Raw genomic sequence first — 21,558 nt, 5'->3', positions numbered from 1 at the left:
ATGGCACCCGGCGTTCTGCGATCCAGAAACATGCGCGCAAGCCGCACAGATATCTGGCCATAGGGTTCTGAAGGGCAGGTCCGGCGATGGCAACAGCATCCACGGGCGAGCCGGTGTTACGCAAGCTTGAAGAGCTGCGGGCTCGTTATGAGGCGATCGGGGAGGAGATGAATCGGCCGGAGGTCGCCGGCGACGTGCAGCGGATCGTCGCGCTCAACAAGGAGCACGGCAAGCTGCGGAGGATGATGGAGCCGTATGAGGCGTACCGCAAGGCTGTGGCCCTCGTTGCCGAAAGCCAGGCGATTCTGGATGACCCGGCTGCCGATCCCGATCTGAAAGCGCTGGCCCGGGAGGAATTGGGGCTCGCCGCGTCGCAGGCCGCCGCGCTGATGGAGGAGATGAAGGCGGCATTGGTGACCGGCGAGGATGCGGCCGTCAGTTCGGTGATTCTGGAGATCCGGGCGGGCACCGGTGGCGAGGAGGCGGCCTTGTTTGCCGGGAACTTGCGGGACATGTATCAGCGTTATTGCGATCGGCATGGTTTCAGCGTGGAGGTCATGGATGCGTCGCCCTCGGATCTGGGCGGCTTTAAGGAAATCATCCTCAACGTCAAGGGTGAAGGCGTCTACCGGCATCTGGGTTATGAGGGCGGGGGGCACCGGGTCCAGCGGGTACCGATAACGGAGGCCCAAGGGCGAATCCACACCTCTGCCGCAACCGTCGCCGTCTTGCCAGAACCGGAGGATATCGAGATCGCGATCGATTGGGAGAAGGATGTGGTCGAGCATGTCAGCCGAGCAGGTGGACCCGGTGGCCAGAACGTCAACAAGGTCTCGTCGGCCATCCGTCTCGAGCACCTGCCGACCGGCATCACGGTTTCGATGCGCGATGAAAAAAGCCAGCATAAGAACCGAGCCAAGGCCCGGCGGGTGCTCATGTCGCGTCTGTACGACCACATGATGCAGAGCCAACGCTCACAGCGTGACGCCAATTGGCGGACCATGATCGGCTCGGGCGATCGCAGTGAACGCATCCGCACCTACAACTTCCCGCAGAACCGTTGCACCGACCATCGGATCAACCTGGACTTGTACTACCTGGACCGGATCATGGATGGCGAGCTGGAAGAGCTGATTGCAGCCCTCCAGAAACACGACCTGGAGCAGCGACTCAGGAACCTGTGATTGCTCTGGCGGCGCGCATTTCATGCCGGCAGCATGGCATCGGAACCGTTGACCGTCTTGGGATGAGAGGTGCTTGATGGACATTCTTCCGGCCATTGACCTTATCGGCGGCAAATGTGTTCGCCTGCTGCAAGGCGACTACGCTCAACAGATCGACTACTCCGGCGACCCGGTGGGGGTGGCCAGAGAGTTCGAACGGGCGGGAGCCAGATGGCTTCATGTTGTCGATCTGGACGGAGCCAAGGTGGGTCGGCCGTGCAACCTGCCGACGATCAGGCGGATTCTTGCGGAAACCTCGTTGCGGGTGGAGGTCGGCGGCGGCCTGCGCGAGGCCGAGACGATCGAGGAACTGATCGACGCCGGCGTCCAGAGGTGCATCGTCGGGACCAAGGCGCTTGAGGACTGGGAGTGGTTCAAGCAAGTGGCTCAGCGGCCCAAGTGTGCCAACCATGTAGCTTTGGGACTGGACGCCAAACAGGGCCGGTTGGCTGTTCGAGGCTGGCTTGAACAAACAGCGTTGACGGCGGTCCAGGTGGCCCAGCAGGCGGCGGGGCTTGGCGTTTCGGCCATCATCTACACGGACATCAGCCGGGATGGCATGCTCAGCGGTCCTAACATCGAGGCGACGCTCGCGGTTGCGAAGGCGTCGCCGATTCCGGTCATAGCCTCCGGTGGGGTGACGACCATTGATGACGTCAGGGTTCTCTGCCGGTTGCCGCTGGGCGGGATTATCATTGGGCGGGCGATTTACGAGAGACGGCTTGATCTGGCGGAAGCGGTCCGGATCGCGACAAGCGGAGAAGAATCATGAGACTCACAAACCGAAATGTCGGGCGTCAGGTACTGCCGGAGGTGGTTTTCCTGCTCGCCACGGGCGGTGTCGTGTTCGGCGGACAGCCGAAGGTGAGTCCCGCGCAGAATGAACCCGATTGGAACCGGATTCTCAGACAGTTCGGCCTGGACATGGACAAGGACTTGCGTAATCCGTTGCTGGACGGCGTGACGCCGAGCAGTTTGTTCCGCAAGGCCGACTCCAGCAAACCTGTGGTTTTCACGCCAATTGCCGCGTGGGGACTCGAAACGCCCACCCATGCCGGGTGGTACGTGGCCGGGCCTGCGGTAACGCAGGTGCCGCCGAATGTGGAGAGGATCCGCAAGGAAGCCTGGGCCTACGCGTACAAGCAGCCCGCCGCGGAGATCGAGAAGAGCAGCTACACGCCGCCTCCTTTGAAGAGCGGCTCGGTCGAGTTTGACCCTGGCGACCAGCCGTTTGGCCTGTGGGTCAGCAATGAAGGTTTCCCTGGTGAGGCGGTGTACAGCCAGCCGGCCCTGGTCTTCAAGACAAACCCCCGCCTGAGGAATCAGCCCTACAAGGCGATGATCTATCCTTGCTGTGACGTGAAAGAGGGCAGGTTGATTCCTGACAGCTACCTGATCGGCTGGGAATACTCCACGAACGATGATTTTCAGGATGTTGTGACGCGGATCGACAACGTTGTGCTGCTGCCGGCGGTGCCGTTGCTCAAAGACGTTCTGGTGGAAGACGCCAAGGTCCGCAAGCTGGCGGGAAACTTCAAGTTCGTTGAAGGGCCGGCGTGGAATCTCAAGGACGAAGCCCTGTACTTCAGTGACATTCCGGTCGCGCATATCGTTCGCTATGCAGACGGCAAGGCCGAGGTGGCAAACGCCGCCAGCGGCCAGTCCAACGGACTGATGTTCGACAAGGGGGGCTTCTTGATCGCCTGTGAGCATGCCGGAAGGCGCGTCTCAAGAGCTGTGGCCGGCCGGGCGGGCGAGGAGATCGTGAGCCGCTATGACGGCAAGCGTCTGAACAGCCCGAACGACTTGTGGATCGATGCCGAAGGCGGCATCTACTTCACCGACCCACGGTACGGCCCGCGCGACGATCTGGAGCAGGACAAAGAGGCTGTCTACTACGTGTCGGCTGACAAGAAGATCACGCGCATCATCGATGATCTCGTTCGTCCCAACGGCATTGCACTCTCGCCCAACGGCCGGTTCCTGTATGTCCTCGACAATGGGGCCGACAAGCTCTACCGGTATGAAGTCAGGGGTCCGGGCAGGATCGGGAAAGGCGAGCGCATAGCCTACGTGACCCAACCGGACGGCATGACCGTGGACAGGGAGGGGCGGCTCTACGTGGCCGGTCGTGGCGGTGTCTGGGTGCTGGATGCCGGCGGCAAATGGCTGGGGCTGATCGAGACTCCGGAGCAACCGGCGAACTGCACGTTCGGCGGTCAGGGCTGGCACACACTTTTTATCACGGCTCGAACATCGCTTTACGCCATCGACATGCAGACGCGAGGATGGCACGTGCATCTGGACGGCGTGTCACGCAAGTAGGGGTGCCCGAACAGAGCTGCCGTGGTCTTTTGTCGCATCATTCATTTTGCGAGGCGGTCATCCTGTCCTGATCAGTATTGTCTGTGGCCGTCGTGGATCGCTTGCCGGGTTTCATTCCGGCCAAAGCCACTCGATGGGTCGGAACTATCAGTCCTGCCCTGACTCTCCGGTTTCCAGGGCAAAGGCAGGTGAGATGAGAATGATTTTGGACGATTGCGGCGATCCGAGCGTCAGGGGCAGACCTTCAAGCATCAAGTCCCTGCCGTGAGCCACGCGGGGAGGACTTGATTCGTCCGCGCAACAGAGACGATATGACATGTCGGCTTTCAGACCCTTCAATCGAACGACCACACGATCCTGGTCCGATTTTGCCCGGAAAACAAACAGGATCCCGCTGTCGGTCCGGGGCGTGTGATACTGGATGCCGTCCCAGCCATTCTCGCTTGCCCGTGGCAGGACATGGTATATGTTCCCGTCCCTGATCTGTGGGCGGATGTGTCGCTTATATAGCTCGAATTCCCGTTTTCCGGCTTCGCGCTGCTGGCGAGACCACTTGGATGTGTCCAGCATCAGCGTGCACCAACCCATCATCCCGCTTCGCAGCATGTACCGGAACGTGTCCAGCGTCGGTCCTGAGTGATCGGCCACGTAAGCCTCAATCACCCTTGGCGGCAGAGGGTAACTGGCGTCGTAGAAAGCCTGTCGCAGCGACAGGGGATCATAGGAATCCGTGGCGCAGGTATAGTGGCATCGTTGCAGCACGCCGAAGTCCACCATTCGGCCGCCGCTGACGCAATTCTCGAAGAGCACATTCGGGAACTCGTCCCGAAGTGAGTCATAGACTCCGTAATAGCCAAGTGTGGCCCGATGGCTGATATCGCCCGAAGATGCGGTGTGGCCGTGCGCGTCGCGGGCGCAGTCCCATACGACCATCTTCTGATCGTGCTCGAGCATGTCGAGATCGTATTCCCGGATGATCCTGCGCAGTTCGGCACGGCACCATTCCTGGGCCTCACGGGAAGCCAGGCAGACCGGCTCGCCTCGCCATCTGCTGCTTCGCCAGTCTTCGGCCAAGTCGAAACGGAACCACTCTCGCATGGCCGGTTCGAATACCGAAAGGGCCTGCCGATCCTTCGCAGTGTGTCCTCCCTGGGTCCACGCCACCCACAAACCGAACTTGAGTCCCTTCTGGTGGGCTTGATCGGCGATCGGCTTGAGGCCGTTGGGAAACTTTGCCGGATCTTCGTGCCACCATCCGATCTGCTTGTACCATCCCGCGTCGACATGAAACATCTCGATTCCGAGGTCCGCGCATTCATCGATCATCTTGATGGCGAGTTGTTCGTCGATTCCTGTTCCGCTACCCCACGTATTGCACGTCAGCAAGGGGCAGCGAGGCTCATTGGTCTGTGGAAGAAGCCACCGTTCGACCCATCGGTGAAGACGGTTGCAACCCTTGTCCACGTCGCCCTCATAGCAGCCGATGAATGCCGTGGGGAAGACGTAGGTCTCACCGGGCTGCAACACGGCGAGGAACGGATCGCCTGTCTGGTCGATTCCCAGACTCAGTTGCAGCGATGGTGACTCGCCGGCCGTGAGGATCGCCATTTGAGACACGCAGCCGCTCGATTCGATACCCGTGTATAGACCATGCGGAACAGAGGGGTCATGTATGCATTGCCATGGGATCGGTTCGGTTTCCGCCTTCGAGTAGGGGGTCGATACGCCCTGGTAGGCAAAACCGTCGAGTATCTTCTCAACGTGGATTCCCTTTGGGCCTGGTTTACCCGCCCCTTTCTCGACCCACCAATGGGTGAGCTCAGTCAAGCGCACAGGGTGCAGCGTCAATGCGAGGCTGGGGGCCCACGGAATAAGCATGGGAGATTTCCCGTTGTTGGTGACTGCCAAAGTATGCTCGATTGGTCCCGGACCGGCGCGGGCTTTCCACGTGGAGCGCACTCTCAGAGTTGAGTCACGACCCCTCAGAGATATACGAACCTGGATGCCTTGTTCATCGGACTGCGATTCGACACCGTCGAGCTGCCATGCGATTGCGCGAGGGGTATTGTCAGCGATATCATTGTCGATCAGTCGGAGTTCCGAAGGCGCGCTGATCCAGCTCGTTCCCTGCCCGCTCGACAGATGATCGATAAAGACGCGGTTATCTGTCGTGCGTATTCGAAGAAGCGTATCCTCGGTGCGAACGCCGTACTCGTCGGCTCGGAGATTGTCTGGAAGGGGCAGAAACACCGCTGCAAGCACCGCTACGGTGGCAGAACGTTGAAAAAGATGTCGAAGGCGCCTCATCTTATCCTTTCCTTGCGCAAACAGGCACGGATTTCCGGTTTCGGCTGAGGCGCTATCTCCCCACGGCAACTCATGCAGCCGTAAGAACACCGCCCACATGGTTCTTCTAGCAGAGGCGTCCGACCCAAGCAAGCTACTTATTGTCCGGTTCGTGTTCCGTTGGGTTGGTCAGGCTTTGTTTGTTATGTCTGGTTCCGATACGTCTCTTGCGCCGCGTTGGGCTGCGCGGTGACGGGGTCTATCCGGGCAGGGCATTCTGGAGGTTTTTCAGGAGGGGCATGGCGGTGCTTGCCTGCTCGGTCCAGGCGCCGGCCAGCAGTTTACCCTTCGGTTCCAGAACGGTCAGATGCAGGCTCTGAGATGAGTCTGCCGGCCGGCTTGCGGCCTTGCATCGGTCATAAGCTGCCTTGGCGGCGTCAGGCGTCGGATACTCGGCCAGCCAGATCAAGTGGGGATCGGCGTCGTCGATCGGGGGAACGGCGGCGATCGTGATCGTAGCATCGCCTGACAGACCCAGCGATTGATTGCTGATTGTCGTAGCCACTTGCCGGATGAGCGGGTGGGCGGCCTTGGACAGGATCGTCAAGTCGCGGACCAGCCACAGCTTGGTTGAAGCTTGTTGCGACGGAGGGATGACCTGCATGAGCATCGGCGGGTCCGCCGCGGGCAGGGAAAAGAGAATGTGGTCCATCAGGCGGCGGGAGCTGCGGCGTATGTCCTCGTCATCCACTCGGCCGGCGACATCCACGAGAACACAAACCTTTCCTTGTTGGGCAACCAGCCGCATTGCGGCGCTTCCAATGTGGACGGCCCGGACGCTGCGATCCGCAGCGAGCCATTCGGCCGGTTCAGGAACCAGGACGCTTACCAGGCCGAAGGCGTCGGCGGGCGAGGCCGTCTCGATGAACAGGACCTCGGCCGATGTGATCTGCTGGTTGTAGCGGCATGAGGCGAGCGATCTGACGTCGAAAGCCTTCACCGCCGTGAGAACCTCCGGGTCCTTGACCAGGTCGGCGAGTTTGCCGGCGGGGGCGGTGGACACCGCACGTGTTTTGACCCATCCGGCCACATCGCCGGTGCGGGGCAGGGCCCGGGGGTGTTTCGGGTCGTCGTCCTTGTCGGCACCGGCTTGGGTGCCGTCATCGATGCCGGTGGTGATCTGATCCGTATTCGTGCGCCGGTCGGGGGGCTTGGGCTCGTCATTGCCGCAGCCGGCATGCATCAGAGCCAAGGCCGTCGTCAGAACGACGAATGTGACAACCCCAATCCATGTTCGTGTGGCCGACATGTCGTGCCTCCATCAATCGGAAAAGGATTGTATCGCCCTGGTGCGCATGCGTCGAGATCGCCGGCTGGGCGGCGGGCTTTGGCGGGAATGGTATAATATGTGTGAGGCAGGGATGCCGCGTGAGGCGATAGACGTGGGCAGCAACCTCAAGAGCATTCTTGAAGAGCACACCATGCCGGCGGCGCCGGGGTTGTTTCGCGACGAGGGTGACGGCGTTGTGACGTGCCTTGCCTGCGGTCACCGCTGCCGGATTGCGGACGGCAAGAGCGGAGTCTGTCGGGTCCGATTCAATCGGGCCGGCCAGCTCCGGGTACCGGCCGGCTACGTGGCGGGTCTGGCGGTCGATCCGATTGAGAAGAAGCCTTTCTTTCACGTCTTTCCGGGCCGCGATGCCGTTTCGTTCGGGATGCTCGGCTGCAACTTCCACTGTGACTTCTGCCAGAACTGGTTTTCCAGTCAAACCTTGCGGGACGAGGCGGCCGGCGCCCAGCCGTCGGTCGTCCGCGCGGAGCAGATTGTCGAGGTTGCACTCGAACGCAAGACCCCCGTCATTGTGAGCACCTACAATGAGCCGTTGATCACCGCCGACTGGGCGGTCGAGGTTTTTAAGCTTGCCCGACCGCACGGCATCGTCTGCGGGTTCGTCTCCAACGGACACGCCACGCCGGAGGCGATCGAGTTCCTGCGGCCGTACATGAAGCTCTTCAAGGTTGACCTCAAGTGCTTCAAAGAAGAGAGCTACCGTCGGCTCGGCGGTCAATTGAAGAACGTCCTGGACACGATCACCCGTCTGAAGCAGGCCGACTTCTGGGTTGAGGTGGTCACGCTTGTTGTGCCGGGCTTCAACGATGGTGATGACGAGCTGGGAAGCATCGCCCGATTTGTGGCCGGCGTTTCCACGGACATCCCCTGGCACGTCACGGCGTTTCACCCGGATTACAGGATGGGTGATCCGCCGAGGACGCCGGTCAAAACATTGGCCAAGGCTTTTGACATTGGCAAGGCCGCAGGCCTGAAGTTCGTATACACAGGGAATCTGCCCGGGGCGCTGGGTGACCGGGAGAACACCTATTGCCCGGACTGCAGGACGCTGCTGATCCGTCGCCAGGGCTTCACGATTCGGGAGAACAACATGCGTGGAGGACGATGCGGCAAGTGCGGCGCGGTCATTCCGGGTGTATGGGAGGACGTCGCGCCGACGTCGAGTTCCTCGTATCCGACGACCGTGTCACTGTAGAATACCTGCATGAGGCCAATCTCCGCGGGAGTTCCAGAGAGGTCAGTTTCGATCGCGGTGGCCATTGACGGCGACGCTCCATCTCTTCGGGGTCATGCGGAGGCGTTGTCGGCACAAATGTCGTTGCCGCTTGCCGTCCGTTCCGAATGGCACCAACACGTCCTGCTTCTTGTCGTCACCGATCGTGGTCTTGAATTGCGGGAGTCCGGCCTGCGCCGCTCGCGGCCGGTTCGCGTCGATTTTGTGGGTGGCAGGTTGGAGCGGCGCCGAAGGAACGTGGTCGGGTCGGAACGGATGCTTGCCAAGGCCATTGGCTTTGGGGGCAGACGACTCGTCGTGGTGGACGCAACGGCAGGCCTCGGACGGGATGCATTTCTCATGGCTTGCATGGGGTGCACGGTGACGATGTTCGAGCGCTGTCCTGTGATGGCCGCCCTGCTCATGGACGGCGTGAGGCGGGCGAGCGGCGATCCCGAAACGAGCGAGATCATTAACAATCGGACGCAGGTGATCCCGGCGGACGCGAGGCTCCTGCTCCCGCAGCTCAGCGAGTCCTTGCAGCCTGACGTCGTCTATCTCGATCCGATGTTCCCGGCAAGGGGCAAGTCGGCTCTGGCCAAGAAGGAGATGCGCATCTGCCGGCTGGTCGCGGGTGATGACGAGGATGCGGGTGCGTTGTTGGAGGTGGCATTGGCCGCCGCCCGAAAACGCGTGGTGGTCAAACGGCCGCTGCGAGCTCCCGCGTTGGGTGGATCACCTCACATTGTCTTCAAGGGCACGACCGTTCGGTACGATGTCTACCTGATAAAGCCGGGCTGAGCCCTCAGAAACGACCTGTTCAGGGCTTCTTGTCCGGTGGCGGCTGCGGCGGCCGACTCGGGCGGGGACCCAGCGGTCGCATCGGGTCGGGTGGTCCGGGCGAAATGGGCGCGGCGACAATGGCGTCTCCTGAAGCAGAGCAACGTCCGGCAGCGGTGCGTTCGGTTCGGACGTTGAGCAAGGCGTTGGCACCCCGCTCAACAGCCAGGGCTTTCAATGCCGTCAGTGCTTCATCGGGTGTGCGGAAACCTTCCACGAAGACCGCCTCGACCTGCCGGACGATCCGGAAACCGGCCAGACGATTGCCGGTAGACGTGGCGACGACTCCGACTGCTGCTTCTCGCCGTTTGCGGTCCAGCTCAGCGTAGTCGACGTTGTACTTCTGGAGGCTGGGGTGAATCTGTGGCGGGCGGGCACGCCGGATGGCGCGGCGGATCCCTCGCCAGATGCGACCAAGGATCAGAAGACCGATCAAAACACCCAGGGCGTAGTATAGATACTGTCGGTATTCGGTCAGAACACGGCCGACCAGATTCATCCAATCTTCGCTGCTGGGTGTTTGGCTGATGGTCAGCAGTTCCAGTGATTGTTTCATACGCGGCTCAACCTGAAGGGCGTGCCAGTTGGCTGCCTCGATAAGTGGTTCCTCGCCAGGTGGTCGTTGTCCGGCCGTTCAGCTTGAGCATTGCGTTGATCAGCATTCCGGCGCAGATGACCGCTCCGATAATGAAGGTCGGTGCCAACCAGGGGTTGGTTTGGCTGAGTCTGTAGTATCGGAAGATGACCGATTGTTGCACGACGACGACCAGGGCGCCGGCGACCGCGACCATTTGCCAGCCTGTCCCGGCCTCGGCCCACCCTCGGACCGCCAGGACGCACGCGGCGATCAGCAGGCTGAGGTAGGGGAAGATGTTCGTGGTCAGGAGCATGGCCAGCGTGATCCGCAGACGGCGGAAGGTCTCGAAGCAGCCGTAGAAGATGCGGCTCCATCCTCGCCAGATCTCACCGAATCGGGAATACATCCGAACGGTGTACAGGCCGTCGTTCTGCATAACAAACAATCGCTGGCCGCGAGCCTTGGCAAGTTTGGCCAACTGCATGTCTTCGTTGATGTGGGTGCGTACGGCCTCGTGTCCGCCGATGGTCTCGTAGCACTTGCGGCTCATGAGCATGAATGCCCCGTTGGCGTAGGCGTTCGGGAGATGGGGGCTGTTAACCTTCTTGGGATGAAACCAGAAGACCATGATGGCGCCGCAGACCGGCTGGATGATTCTTTCCCAGAGGCTGTGGGTCTCCAATCTGGGGAGCACTGAGAGAAAGTCGATCTTGTTCTCAATGGCGTGCCGGACAGCCATGGACAGCGTTTTTCGGGACGTCTGCCGGCAGTCGGCGTCGCCGAAGCAGAACCACTGCCCTGCGGCCTGGCAGGCTCCTTCGCGCATGGCATTGTTTTTGCCGAACCAGCCATCCTGAAGCTGCCGGATATGGATGACCTTAAGCCGGCCGTCGGGATATTCCGCCCTGATCGACTCCAGAATCTCGCCCGTACGATCTGAGCTACGATCATTGATGACAATGACCTCAAAAGCGGGGTAGTCCTGATCGAGCATGGAGCGGACCGCCGCCTCAATATTGGCCTGTTCGTCCTTGGCGGCGATGAGCACGCTGACGAAGGGTGGCTTGGACGGTGGCCCGTCGTAGGACGAAGGAGTAAGAGGGAGTTGTTCTCGTCGGGCTCTGGTGATGGCGACATGCCGACTTGCCCAAATGGACGCCACGGCGATGAGAAGTGCGGCCCAGATAGTCATGCCCATTGAGTGATGCCCTCACGGTTCGCCGTCGTGGCGTCAAGCTTTGGATGTCCAGTCGGCGATTATCCGCGCCGGCTGTCCGATCAGCAAGGCCGCCAAGACTGCCTGTCTTCGCGTCCGCCGGGTCGTTTCCTGTTCAAGGTTTCGGGGGAGCGGCATGAGGTTTCGTCTGCGTGTCCCTTTGGCTGCTCGTCGGCGGGTTTGCCTGCCATCCACAGCAGGGCGACGGCGGGCGTTCGTTGCTGCACCGCAGGTGCGGCGGCCGCTGGCGGCACGAAGCGGCCGTTGCGATCGGCGTTGTGTGCTGGATCGCGCCGATCTCCAATCGCGGCTGAATGAGGATCAGCGACGGAAGTCGTCGGTCGGGTCGGCAGTATCTGCCCAAGGTCTGGTTTGGCAGGCCGTATTGAGCAGGTTTCCGGCCGGTGGTTGGACTGGCATGACGGCTGTCCCATGCGTGGCAGTGTGGGCTCTGACGGACGGGCATAGAGCCTTCCGGTCGGACAGCCGTGGGGCCTGCGCCCATGTTTCCAGATCGCAGCGCGCTTGGCTTGTGCCCCGCAAAAAGGCGGCCCGCCTTAGACCCTCAGGTTCCCACCGGTACCGGCAGATCGGGTCCCTGTTGATCGTTGCCATGCTTGATTTGGCCCCGCGGTGGCGTTGTTGGCGGGGCGGTCGCCTCCTTGGCTACTGGCAGACGCCCTCGTGGCCATAATTCAAGCACAGATGGACGGGGGGTTCTGGCCTGGTCCTGGGGCGGATCGCCCGATACGGTCTGTAATCTGTTTTTAATCAAGTACTTGAATCCGATTGTGGGTTCGTGCAATTGTCCTCAGGTCTTCAGTCGCTCGTTATTTATGAGATTCGAGTTGGACCGGGCGGCGGAGGTCTGTTATACTGGCTTTCCAGACGGAGGAAGGATCAAGGGGTCCCTGGGGCAGGGTCATGGCGACATGGGCTTGGACTGCCAAAAAGGGGTGGGTGGCCGATTGGGGCTTGTCGGAAGATCAAAATCGAGCATTCGCGCTGAAACTCAAACGGATTATCGAACAGCCAATTGCCGCGACAAGTTCCAGAACAACACAAGCGGACCTCTGCCGAGGTATGACGTTGCGTCGTTACTGGTTGCGGAGGCGACCTGCGTGACGGTTTCCCCAACGGTGCCGGAGCTGGTCGTTTTGCAGACGATCTGTGCAGATAGCGGTTGTGCAAGCGGATTCGTGGGCGAAGCGTGTGGTCCCCCGCGTCAAGAGAGGCGCGCACGGGTGGCCGCGCATGGCATGCGGAAGGAGTGAGCGTATGAGAAGCCTTGGGTGGTTCGGCGTTTTTGTTCTGGCCGGATGCGTTGTCCGGTTGTGCGCGGCCGCGAGCCTGCCGCAGAACCCGGACATCCGCGTGCACATTTCGGGCAAGACAGGCAGGATCTCGTTTCTGAGATTGACCGGCGACGCACAGGTTCTGGCCGCGCCGCCGGGCCGGGCTGCCCAGGATCCGGCTATGGCTTTCCTCGATGCACACGGCAAAGCTTTTGGCATCTCGGACCCGGCCGTCCAATTGGCGGGCTACAGGGTGGATGCCGATTCCTTGGGATTCACGCACTCAACCTATCGGCAGTACCACAAGGGTGTTCGTGTTTTCGGCGGCGTGGTCAAGGTTCACGAGGATGCTGCCGGCCGAGTGTATGCGGCCAATGGCGATTTCCTTCCAGTGCCCGACGACCTGGCTGTAACGCCGGTCGTTAAGCCTGCGGATGCCGAGGCCGCCGCCATTCGCCTCGTCAACAGAGGGACGCCGAGCATCGAACATGCGGAACTGGTGGTGGTGGATCCGGCCTGGTACGGGGGCCGAGCAACGGGACCGAGGCTGGCGTACTACATCATTCTCAGGGACATTTCCGTTGTGCTGCGCGAAGGCGTGTTTGTTGATGCTCGGACCGGCGAGATTCTTGATCGCTGGAACATGATCCAGACCAGCAGGATCCGAAAGATTTACGATGCACACGGGTCCTCAGATTTGGCCGGCGCAACTCTGGCCCGGTCCGAGGGTGATCCGCCTTACTCTCTGGTGGACGTGAATCGAGGCTATGATTACGCGGGCGACGTGTACGATTACTATTACCGGGCGTTCGGTCGGGACAGCATCAACGGCACCGGCATGATCCTCAAGGTCGTGGCGAATTTCTACTATGCCGGTATTTGTCCGAATGCTTTCTGGGATGGGCAGGAGATGGTTTTCTGTCCGGGGACCATCACGGACGACATCATGGCTCACGAAATGACGCACGGGATCACGGAATACACCGCCAACCTGATCTACCAGAATCAACCCGGGCAGTTGAACGAGTCTTTTTCCGACGTTTTCGGTGAATTGGTAGACCTGTTTAACGGCGATGCCGCCTTTCCGGGGGCCCCAGGCGGCCCGCCGAACTGGCCGCCGCACCCGACAGGGCCCGGCAAGGACACGCCGAACAACCTTCGTACGCGGTGCAGCTATTACCCGAGCTATGTTGACGGTGTTCGTTGGTCGATGGGTGAGGATGCCGACGCGTTCGGCGGAGCCATTCGCGACATGTTCAATCCGACTTGTTTCGGCGATCCGGACATGGGCCAGAGTCCCTATCAGGTTTGCATGGCCGAGGACAACGGCGGCGTTCACAGCGGGAGCGGTATTCCCAATCATGCCTTTCAACTGGCGACCGATGGGGGCAGCTTCAATGGTATCACGGTGACGGGCATCGGACCGATCAAGACGGGCGCGGTCTGGTACCGGGCGCTGACCAGATACCTGACAACGATCTCTGATTTCCAGGATGCCTATCATGCATTCAACCAGGCGGCTCAGGATCTGATCGGGACCAAGCCGGCCGATCCGCGGACCGGCTTGCCTTCGGATTCCACTTTCACGGTTGCGGATGCGCAGCAGGTGGACAATGCCCTTCGGGCGGTTCAGATGGACATGCCCGGCCGGTGCGGCGATTTCTTCTCTCGCGAAGAGCCTGTCCTTTGTGGAGGCCGGGTGACACTCTATTCTGAGAGCTTCGAGAGCACGGACGGAGGCTGGTCGCGTGGAAACAGCGAGTGGCAGTGGAAATCCGGTATGCCCGGTCGGTCCGGCAAGGGATGGTACTGTCCCGATCCGTCCAACCCGAGCGGTGCCGCGAAACAGACGCTGACCAGTCCGGAGATCACGATTCCTCCGGGAGTGATGGGACTCGGAGTGGTATTTGCTCACTATTTCGATGTCGAGGAATGGTGGGACGGCGGCAACATCAGCATGAGAATCAACAGCGGTGCTTGGACGCTGGTCACGTCTTTCATTCACAACTCGTACACCAGCAGCCTGGCACGAGCCGACTATTCCTCCAACGACAATCCCATGGCCGGTCAGATCGTCTGGACCGGTTCCTCCGGCGGATGGGGCAAGTCGGCGTTCACCCTTCCCGGCAGCGTCAAGGCCGGCGACAAAGTGCAATTCCGGTTTGACTTCGGCCGCGACTCGTTCTACGGCACCAACGTGGGGTGGTATTTGGACGATTTCGAGGTATTTGCCTGTCACAGCGGGCCGAGTTTCGAATTGGACGGCCGCCCCGTCATTGACGACTCGGCGGGTGGCGACGGCGACGGTTCGGTGGAACCGGGTGAGACCGTCGACCTCACGATCACCCTGAAGAACGTCGGCGGCGACGCCACGAATGTCTCGGCGACGCTTTCATGCGACGTGGGGACGGTGACCGTCGTGGGAGCCAACGCTACTCAGAGCTATCCGGACCTGCCGACGGGTGGGGTGGGCACAAACGCCGGTCCTTTCAAGATCCAGGTTAAGGCCCAGCATCCCATGTGTGAGGCTATTCCGTTGCTGTTGTCCGTAACGGCCGCCGAGGGAGATGACGAGATCGAATTCGTCGTCCAGGTCAACGGCTTGCCCGATCCGGACGGTGATGGGATAGGCGAAGTCTGCGACAACTGCCCGACGGTGCCCAACCCGGACCAGCGGAACCGCGACAGTGATTCCCTGGGCGACGCCTGCGACAACTGTCCTGTCGTAGCGAACGAAGACCAGGCCGACGCGGACGGCGACGCCGCGGGTGATGCCTGCGACAACTGCCTGCTTGTTCCGAATCCGGATCAGACGGACTCTGATCGTGACGGTCTGGGCAACGCCTGCGACAACTGCCCGCTGACGCTGAACCCGGACCAGCATGACGACGACGGTGACGGCGTGGGCGATGCCTGCGACAATTGTCCGTTGATCGCAAACCCGAATCAGGCGGACGATGATAAGGATGGCATCGGTGACGCGTGCGACAACTGCGTCAGCGCGGTGAATCCCTTTCAGCAGGATGCCGACGGTGACGCCGTGGGTGACGCCTGCGACAACTGCGTGAAGGTGGCCAATCCGGACCAGACCAACTCGGACTCGGACAAGCTCGGGGATGCGTGCGACAACTGTCCCGAGATTCCCAACCCTGCCCAGCGGGATAAGGATGAGGACGGGATCGGCGACGTCTGCGACACCTGTACCGACACGGACGGTGATGGCACCGGCAATCCGGGGTTTGCGGCCAACACCTGTCCGCAGGACAACTGTCCGAACATTGCGAATGCGGATCAGGCCAATGCCGATGACGATCTTTGGGGTGACGCGTGCGACACGTGCACAGATTCCGACGGCGACAGGTTCGGCGACCCGGGGTTCCCGAACAACACTTGCCCCATAGACAACTGTCCGAATGACCCCAACAAGCAGGATCCGGGGCTCTGTGGCTGCGGCCTGCTCGAGAAAGACGTGGATTTCGACGGCAAGGTTGACTGCGTCGACGAATGTCCCAACGACCCATACAAGAGCGTGCCCGGCAAGTGTGGTTGCGGGGTGCTCGATCGCGACCGGGACGGCGACGGCACGCCCGACTGCCACGACACCTGCGACGTGGACCCGAAGAAGGTGCAGCCGGGCGTTTGTGGCTGTGGTGTGCCGGATGCGGACGATGACAAGGACGGCAAGCTTAACTGCCTGGACAACTGCCCGACGGTCGCGAATGCCAACCAGAAGGACAGTGACAAGGATGGCGTGGGCGACGCTTGTGACAAGTGCCCGAACATCTACGATCCCACTCAGGATGATGCCGATGACGACGGCATCGGGGATATGTGCGACAACTGTGTCGGCGTTCCTAACGCAGACCAGGCGGACTCAGACGGTGACGGCGTCGGGGATGCCTGCGACAACTGCCCGCGCGTTGCGAACGCTGACCAGTTGGACCAGGACGGAGACGGGATCGGCGACGCTTGCGATGCCTCCGTATCTTCGGCTGGAAAGAAGGATCAGATCATGCCGGCCGATAACCAGACGGCGGTTCCGACCAACGAGGAGCCGGCGCTGGATGCGCCTTCATCGGGGCGTGCCGTTCCATGCGGAGCCGGGGCCGCCCAACTGATGGCCGTGGGGCTGGTCGGGCTCTGCGTGTTGCGGCTGGTCGTGAGGCGGCGAGGCTGCTGACGGCCGCAAAGCTTGGTCCTTGGGTCGCGCTGCGCGGCGATCATGCAAGGTCCGGGAATGCGAGCCATGGCATGTCGCAGGTGCGACGATTGACATTCGTCCCGCAGGGCGGGGGGGCATAGCAGGGGACACGTGAAGGAGCGACGGTACGTCCTGAGACTCGGAGCGTCCACCCGTCCGACGTCGGCGTCGTAGGGGTATGAGAACCTTACGGCCGGATATGCGTGCGACTTGCGCGCATGCTTCTGGATCGCAGAGCGCTTGGGTTGTGGCCCGCAAAAAGGCGGTCCGCCTTAGAACCTTACGGCCGGATATGCGTGCGGCTTGCGGGCATGTTTCTGGATTGCAGAGCGCTTGGGTTGCGGTCCGCCTTAGAGAGCACTGTAGGCGTGGCCCCTTCAGGTTTTGCTGATCGGATGCTTTCTGGAATCGCACGGAGAGGGCCGGCTTGAGCCTTCCCGGTTCGGTCTGATGTACCTGCGGCTATAATAAGATCAGAGACAATCCCAAGGGGGGCGGCTCGTTTGCGGGGGCGGTTTGCCGAGGTTGCACGCGCCTGGCATCGTGGAGAGGTGAGCTTGCCTGCGGCGGCATGGCTAAGCGTGGGGAAGAGATGCGGACCTTCACTATCCTTTGGATCGCGGCCGGGCTTTGCCTGCTGAGCTCGGGTGGCTTGCAGGCCCAGCCGCAGTCGTTGCCGGATGACGGGGCACTCAGGGGCAGAGCCGAAAAAGCACGGCTCTTGGCCACTCAGGCACTCGAGGCCAAGAAGGCCGCTTGGGCTTCCGCGCAAAGGCACGGATGGTCGCCCCGGACACAGCACGGCCAGGTTGTCAGCGAGCTCATGGGCATTCGTGACGGCAGAGTGTACATCTGCCAAACGGCTAACAGCGATGCCGGCATTACGGCAGCGGCGGATCTGGTCCGAAATACTCCCCCGTACGACATCAACGGCTTCGGCGTTGTCGTCGGGGTTTGGGACGGTGGCGCGGTTCGTGCCACCCATCGGGAGCTGACCGGTCGGGTGTCGATTCGGGACAGCGGCTCTTCCTTCGACCATGCCACGCATGTGGCGGGAACCATTGGTGCGACGGGGGTTGATCCCAGCGCCATCGGCATGGCCCCGAGCGCGGGCATCGATTCCTATGACTGGACCAGTGATCTGGGGGAGATGACCGCGCGCGCCATGGCGGTGCCGGGACAGCCGGATGCGATCCAGATCTCGAACCACTCATACGTCCACGCAGCCGGCTGGGACAACAGCTCGGGCAGTTTCCGGTGGCACGGGACGTGGGGTGAGCGGGAGTCCAGCTACTTCGGGCAATACGACGAAGTGGCACGGCAATGGGATGAGCTTTGCTATGAGGCTCCTTACTACTTGCCTTTCAAGGCTGCGGGCAACGAGAGAAACGACCCCGTTCCCGCGGCGGGGGCCCTGTTCGAGTACTGGTTCAATGGTCGGTGGCGCCAGAAATCATACGATCCGAACACCGATCCGCTACCGGATAATTGGGACGCGGGAGGCTACGACACCCTGGCAAGCGCAAGCACAGCCAAGAATGTGATGGTTGTCGGAGCCGTATCGGACGCCGTCTACGGAGGGAAACGGTTGTTGTCGCTTGCGACCGTGACACCGTTCACCTCGTGGGGACCGACGGACGATGGGCGAATCAAGCCCGATCTCGTGAGTTCGGGGATGACTCTTCGCTCCTGTACGGCGACAGGCGACGCCTCGTACGGAACCTACAGCGGCACGAGCATGGCAACGGCCGTGGTCTCCGGCTCGGCCGCCTTGCTGGTCGAGTACTACGGCAGGCTGTTTCCCGGGCAGTATATGCGGTCTGAGATGCTGAGAGGGCTCATGATTCACACGGCGGACGATTTACAGGCCGCCGGCCCGGACTATCAGACCGGCTGGGGTCTGCTCAACGTCGAGGCTGCTGCCGAGCAGTTGTTGTTGCACCGGCGGTCCCCGGCCGCGCGGCGGATAGTCAGCGGTCTGTTAAGTCCGGCTCAGCCGTCCATCTCCTACACGTGTGCGTCGAACGGCGTGCGTCCACTCAAGGTTACGCTTTGCTGGACCGACCCGCCGGGTGTGGTGCGGACCGGTCTGGATAACCCTTCACCGTGCCTGGTGAACGATCTTGATCTCCGGGTGGTCGCTCCCGATGGTGGAACCGTCCACATGCCGTATGTCCTCGATCCGTTGTTCCCGACGTCGCCGGCTACCACCGGCGACAATACGCGGGACAACGTGGAGCAGATCCTGGTTTCCTGTCCTGTCGCGGGTTCGTATACCGTTCATGTTTCACACAAGGGTAATCTTGTCGGCGTCCTTCAATACTACGCCCTGTTAGTCAGCGGGATTTCCGCGGTGATCACCGGCGACTACGATCGCGACGAGGATGTCGACGCATTCGACATGGCAGAGTGGGAAGACTGCGCCTCGGCTCCTGGAGTTCCAGCGATGGCCGGCTGTGATGGAAAGGATCTCGACGAGGATGGCGACGTAGACCAGTGCGACTTCGCGGTGCTTCAGCGATGCTACAGCGGGCTGGGCGGGGTACCTCCGCCGGATTGCTTTGAATGATCCGGCCTTAGGGGCGGCGAAAGGGCCATGCATCGGCTATTCCAGGTACCCCAACTCGGTCAGTCGCTTTGTCAGGATCTCCTTCTCTGCTTCCGAGTACACGCACTCCTGTCGTGTCCATTCCGCCGTCTGCGGGAGTTCGTATTCGATAGTGGGCATTCGATCAAAGAGGTCCGTCAGCACGTTACCTTCCATGTCAGACGGCACCTTGAGTCCCAGCGCCGCCAGCAGCGTCGGGGCGATGTCGACGATTCGACCGGTGGTTTGGCTGCCTTGCCGGATGTGGGGACCGTTGGCTATAAGGATGCCTTCGACGCGGTGCGTGCCTTCAAGTCGCCGCAACGAGGACCAGCGCACTGGTTGACGACCGACGATTCGCCGGACGACGGCCAGACCGGGTTGTGGGACGAGCAGCAAATCGGGCATCCACGGTTGTTCCTCACGGTTGCATCCGTAGAGCTCTTCAGGTTTGTGGACCTCCGAGAAGATGCGTACTTCCCGGCCGGCGGGATCGGTACACTTGGCCGCGAGGAAGCGGTTTCGCAGGTCATCTCGCACCTTCTCGTAGTCCGACGGCTCAACGACGCCGTGGGGTTGACGACCTTTGAGGCTGATATAGAGGAACCCGTTCATGCCGGCGTGGATGACGCACGCCCGTGTCTGTTCCCAGTCAACCACCAGCTCGTGCTCGATCCCGAGGTTGGCGTCAAACCGTGTTCGCCTGCGGCCCAGGAAGCGGTCGGCGATTTTCGAAAGCTTGCGACGAATCTGGACGGTGCTGCTTCGGATCTTGAGATATCCCCACCGTTTGAGCAGCAGGTTGGGTTGGGCTTTGCCATCGAGACTGCCGTGTCCGTGGTCGGACATCATCAGTATCGACGCCGAATACCTGCGGGCGTAATCAAAGAGCATGCCGAGAGCCTTGTCGAGTTCGACGAAGCAGTTGGCCGCCAATTCGGCCTCGTGCGGGTATCGGACGGCCGTCTTGGGGTCGAGGTATTTCCATGTCTTGTGCTGAAGGTTGTCGACCAGTTTGAACAGCACCATCAGGACATCCCAGCCGAACCGCTCGCCGCAGAACGTTGTCAGCTCGGCGCCTTGGTGGAAACTCCGTTCGATATGACGAAGGTTGCGACGCAGAGCCTTGTCGCGACCGAAGACTCGCCGCTGCCAATCGGCGCGATAACTGTAGTTGGGCCATCGTCGCAGGATTTCCTGCTTGAGCTCCGGCGGCCAGGTGAATTCAGCGGCGACGCTCGGCGTTTCAAAACCCGAGATCATGAAACCGTTGACTTTCCGCGGGGGGTACGTCATGGGCACGTGGACGGCGCCCACGCGGAAGCCTTTTTCGCTGAGGATTTCCCAGATTGTGCGTTCGCGGATCTCGTAGGTGCTGTTGAATGAAAGCTTGCCGGTTGCGACGTCGTAACGTTCGAAGTCCACGATGCCGTGTCGTCCCGGCCCTTTGCCGGTCATGAAGGTGGTCCACGCGGCGGGCGTGATGGGGGGCTGGGTCGAATATAGGATGCCGGAGGTGCCTTCCTTCACCAGTCGGGCGAGATTGGGCATCCGTCCGTGTTTCATCATCGGCTTGAGGACGTCGAAGGTGGCGCCGTCCAGGCCGATGATCAGCACCTTATCTGCGGGCGGAGGTGAGAAATCCCGCCGAGGTCCGGCCGATACCCTTGGAGCCGTAGTTCCGGCCGTAACCTGGGGCATGCCAGGAGAGGCGGTCGGGTCGGTGCTGTGCAGGTTTGTGTGGGTCATAGGCAGGACAGTTTCGCCGGATCAAGCGCCGCGTCAACAGTCGCCGTCCGATTTCCTTGCCGATTCGATTCTCCATCCTTTCAGGACGGGGCAATCTCGCAAACGATCAAGGGGAACACCCGTGAAGGTTGCGGGGCACTACAGACTCAGCATGTAGTCGAGCAGTTCGCTCAGGGGGCAGGTGGCGAGGGCAATGGCCGTGTCGCACGCACCGTAATAGAGGTGTACCACGTCGTCGATGACTACCGCGCCGGTGGGGAAGACGACGTTGGGTATGAAGAGACCGAAGCACTCATAGTACTCGGTGGGCTCAAGCAGGGGTTTGGGCGTACGGGCAAGTACCTTGGTCGGATCATCGGCGTCCAGGAGCATTGCTCCCATGCGATAACAGACGCGGCGGACAGTGGGGTCCTGGTTCTCCACACCGTGATAGAACGCCAGCCACCCGGCCGGCGTGCGGATGGGCGGAGTGGATCCGCCGATCCGGTTGTTCTCCCACTGATAGGCGGGTTCGATGACGGTTGCCGGGGTGCTCCAGTTATGCAGGTCGTCGCTGTAACTGATCTTGATGCCCGGGTGGACGCTACGGTGCTCGGTGGTGACGCCTGCAAAGGGGCTGGGGCGACGTAGCACGGCATATCGACCGGCCAGTTTCTCGGGGAACAGGATGACGTTGCGGTCGTCGATGTCCGGCG

General features: G+C 61.3%; 13 protein-coding genes. 7 read left to right on the top strand and 6 right to left on the bottom strand.

Features of this window, described 5'->3' with window-relative positions:
• Nucleotides 1-86: 86 nt before the first annotated feature.
• The 3 genes from prfA (at nt 87) to PLL20_15075 (ending at nt 3,548) form a co-directional block, all read left to right on the top strand.
• The gene (gene prfA, locus PLL20_15085) at nt 87-1,184 is read left to right on the top strand and encodes a peptide chain release factor 1 (protein ID HPD31315.1); all 1,098 of its coding nucleotides are present in this window, start codon (nt 87-89) and stop codon (nt 1,182-1,184) included.
• Nucleotides 1,185-1,260: 76 nt separating this feature from the next.
• Nucleotides 1,261-1,995 carry a 1-(5-phosphoribosyl)-5-[(5-phosphoribosylamino)methylideneamino]imidazole-4-carboxamide isomerase gene (gene hisA / locus PLL20_15080; protein ID HPD31314.1) on the top strand — a complete coding sequence of 245 codons (735 nt, stop codon included), beginning with the start codon at nt 1,261-1,263 and terminating at the stop codon, nt 1,993-1,995.
• Nucleotides 1,992-3,548, top strand: a complete 1,557-nt coding sequence (locus tag PLL20_15075) for an SMP-30/gluconolactonase/LRE family protein (GenBank protein ID HPD31313.1) — start codon at nt 1,992-1,994, stop codon at nt 3,546-3,548. The genes hisA and PLL20_15075 overlap by 4 nt, the downstream gene beginning before the upstream one ends.
• Before the next feature lie 147 nt (nt 3,549-3,695).
• On the opposite strand, the gene PLL20_15070 is transcribed toward PLL20_15075, so the two are convergent.
• Both PLL20_15070 and PLL20_15065 read right to left on the bottom strand, forming a co-directional pair.
• On the bottom strand, nt 3,696-5,855 hold the full coding sequence (locus PLL20_15070; protein HPD31312.1) for an alpha-galactosidase: 2,160 nt from the start codon (nt 5,853-5,855) through the stop codon (nt 3,696-3,698).
• A 238-nt stretch (nt 5,856-6,093) separates the two neighbouring features.
• Nucleotides 6,094-7,143, bottom strand: a complete 1,050-nt coding sequence (locus PLL20_15065; GenBank protein ID HPD31311.1) for a hypothetical protein — start codon at nt 7,141-7,143, stop codon at nt 6,094-6,096.
• A gap of 97 nt (nt 7,144-7,240) precedes the next feature.
• Here PLL20_15065 and amrS point away from each other — a divergent pair, with 97 nt between their 5' ends.
• Both amrS and PLL20_15055 read left to right on the top strand, forming a co-directional pair.
• Nucleotides 7,241-8,380: an AmmeMemoRadiSam system radical SAM enzyme gene (gene amrS / locus PLL20_15060; protein HPD31310.1), complete on the top strand. Its 1,140-nt coding sequence runs from the start codon at nt 7,241-7,243 to the stop codon at nt 8,378-8,380.
• A 117-nt stretch (nt 8,381-8,497) separates the two neighbouring features.
• Nucleotides 8,498-9,199 carry a class I SAM-dependent methyltransferase gene (locus PLL20_15055; GenBank protein HPD31309.1) on the top strand — a complete coding sequence of 234 codons (702 nt, stop codon included), beginning with the start codon at nt 8,498-8,500 and terminating at the stop codon, nt 9,197-9,199.
• A gap of 19 nt (nt 9,200-9,218) precedes the next feature.
• Here PLL20_15055 and PLL20_15050 read toward each other — a convergent pair whose 3' ends face one another.
• On the bottom strand, nt 9,219-9,794 hold the full coding sequence (locus PLL20_15050) for a hypothetical protein (GenBank protein ID HPD31308.1): 576 nt from the start codon (nt 9,792-9,794) through the stop codon (nt 9,219-9,221).
• 7 nt (nt 9,795-9,801) lie between these two features.
• Nucleotides 9,802-11,013: a glycosyltransferase family 2 protein gene (locus PLL20_15045; protein HPD31307.1), complete on the bottom strand. Its 1,212-nt coding sequence runs from the start codon at nt 11,011-11,013 to the stop codon at nt 9,802-9,804.
• Between the two features lie 1,296 nt (nt 11,014-12,309).
• Between PLL20_15045 and PLL20_15040 the strand changes: the two genes are divergently transcribed.
• Both PLL20_15040 and PLL20_15035 read left to right on the top strand, forming a co-directional pair.
• On the top strand, nt 12,310-16,506 hold the full coding sequence (locus PLL20_15040) for a thrombospondin type 3 repeat-containing protein (GenBank protein ID HPD31306.1): 4,197 nt from the start codon (nt 12,310-12,312) through the stop codon (nt 16,504-16,506).
• 592 nt (nt 16,507-17,098) lie between these two features.
• Nucleotides 17,099-19,096 carry a S8 family serine peptidase gene (locus tag PLL20_15035; protein ID HPD31305.1) on the top strand — a complete coding sequence of 666 codons (1,998 nt, stop codon included), beginning with the start codon at nt 17,099-17,101 and terminating at the stop codon, nt 19,094-19,096.
• A gap of 36 nt (nt 19,097-19,132) precedes the next feature.
• Here the strand turns inward: PLL20_15035 and PLL20_15030 are convergent, their stop codons facing one another.
• Nucleotides 19,133-20,731, bottom strand: coding sequence for an alkaline phosphatase family protein (locus tag PLL20_15030; protein ID HPD31304.1), 1,599 nt, complete (start codon nt 20,729-20,731; stop codon nt 19,133-19,135).
• A gap of 270 nt (nt 20,732-21,001) precedes the next feature.
• A partial coding sequence (locus PLL20_15025) for a glycosidase (GenBank protein HPD31303.1) occupies nt 21,002-21,558 on the bottom strand: 557 nt, incomplete at its 5' end.

Source organism: Phycisphaerae bacterium (assembly GCA_035384605.1).
Lineage (GTDB): Bacteria > Planctomycetota > Phycisphaerae > UBA1845 > PWPN01 > JAUCQB01.
The sequence above is the reverse complement of the archived record's forward strand: the minus strand, read 5'-3'. Positions and strand labels throughout refer to the sequence as shown.

Bases quoted from the DNA above. Each gene is read 5' to 3' on its own strand.
- prfA (HPD31315.1), top strand. From the start codon at position 87: ATGGCAACAGCATCCACGGGCGAGCCGGTGTTACGCAAGCTTGAAGAG.
- hisA (HPD31314.1), top strand. From the start codon at position 1,261: ATGGACATTCTTCCGGCCATTGACCTTATCGGCGGCAAATGTGTTCGC.
- PLL20_15075 (HPD31313.1), top strand. From the start codon at position 1,992: ATGAGACTCACAAACCGAAATGTCGGGCGTCAGGTACTGCCGGAGGTG.
- PLL20_15070 (HPD31312.1), bottom strand. From the start codon at position 5,855: ATGAGGCGCCTTCGACATCTTTTTCAACGTTCTGCCACCGTAGCGGTG.
- PLL20_15065 (HPD31311.1), bottom strand. From the start codon at position 7,143: ATGTCGGCCACACGAACATGGATTGGGGTTGTCACATTCGTCGTTCTG.
- amrS (HPD31310.1), top strand. From the start codon at position 7,241: ATGTGTGAGGCAGGGATGCCGCGTGAGGCGATAGACGTGGGCAGCAAC.
- PLL20_15055 (HPD31309.1), top strand. From the start codon at position 8,498: ATGTCGTTGCCGCTTGCCGTCCGTTCCGAATGGCACCAACACGTCCTG.
- PLL20_15050 (HPD31308.1), bottom strand. From the start codon at position 9,794: ATGAAACAATCACTGGAACTGCTGACCATCAGCCAAACACCCAGCAGC.
- PLL20_15045 (HPD31307.1), bottom strand. From the start codon at position 11,013: ATGGGCATGACTATCTGGGCCGCACTTCTCATCGCCGTGGCGTCCATT.
- PLL20_15040 (HPD31306.1), top strand. From the start codon at position 12,310: ATGAGAAGCCTTGGGTGGTTCGGCGTTTTTGTTCTGGCCGGATGCGTT.
- PLL20_15035 (HPD31305.1), top strand. From the start codon at position 17,099: ATGGCTAAGCGTGGGGAAGAGATGCGGACCTTCACTATCCTTTGGATC.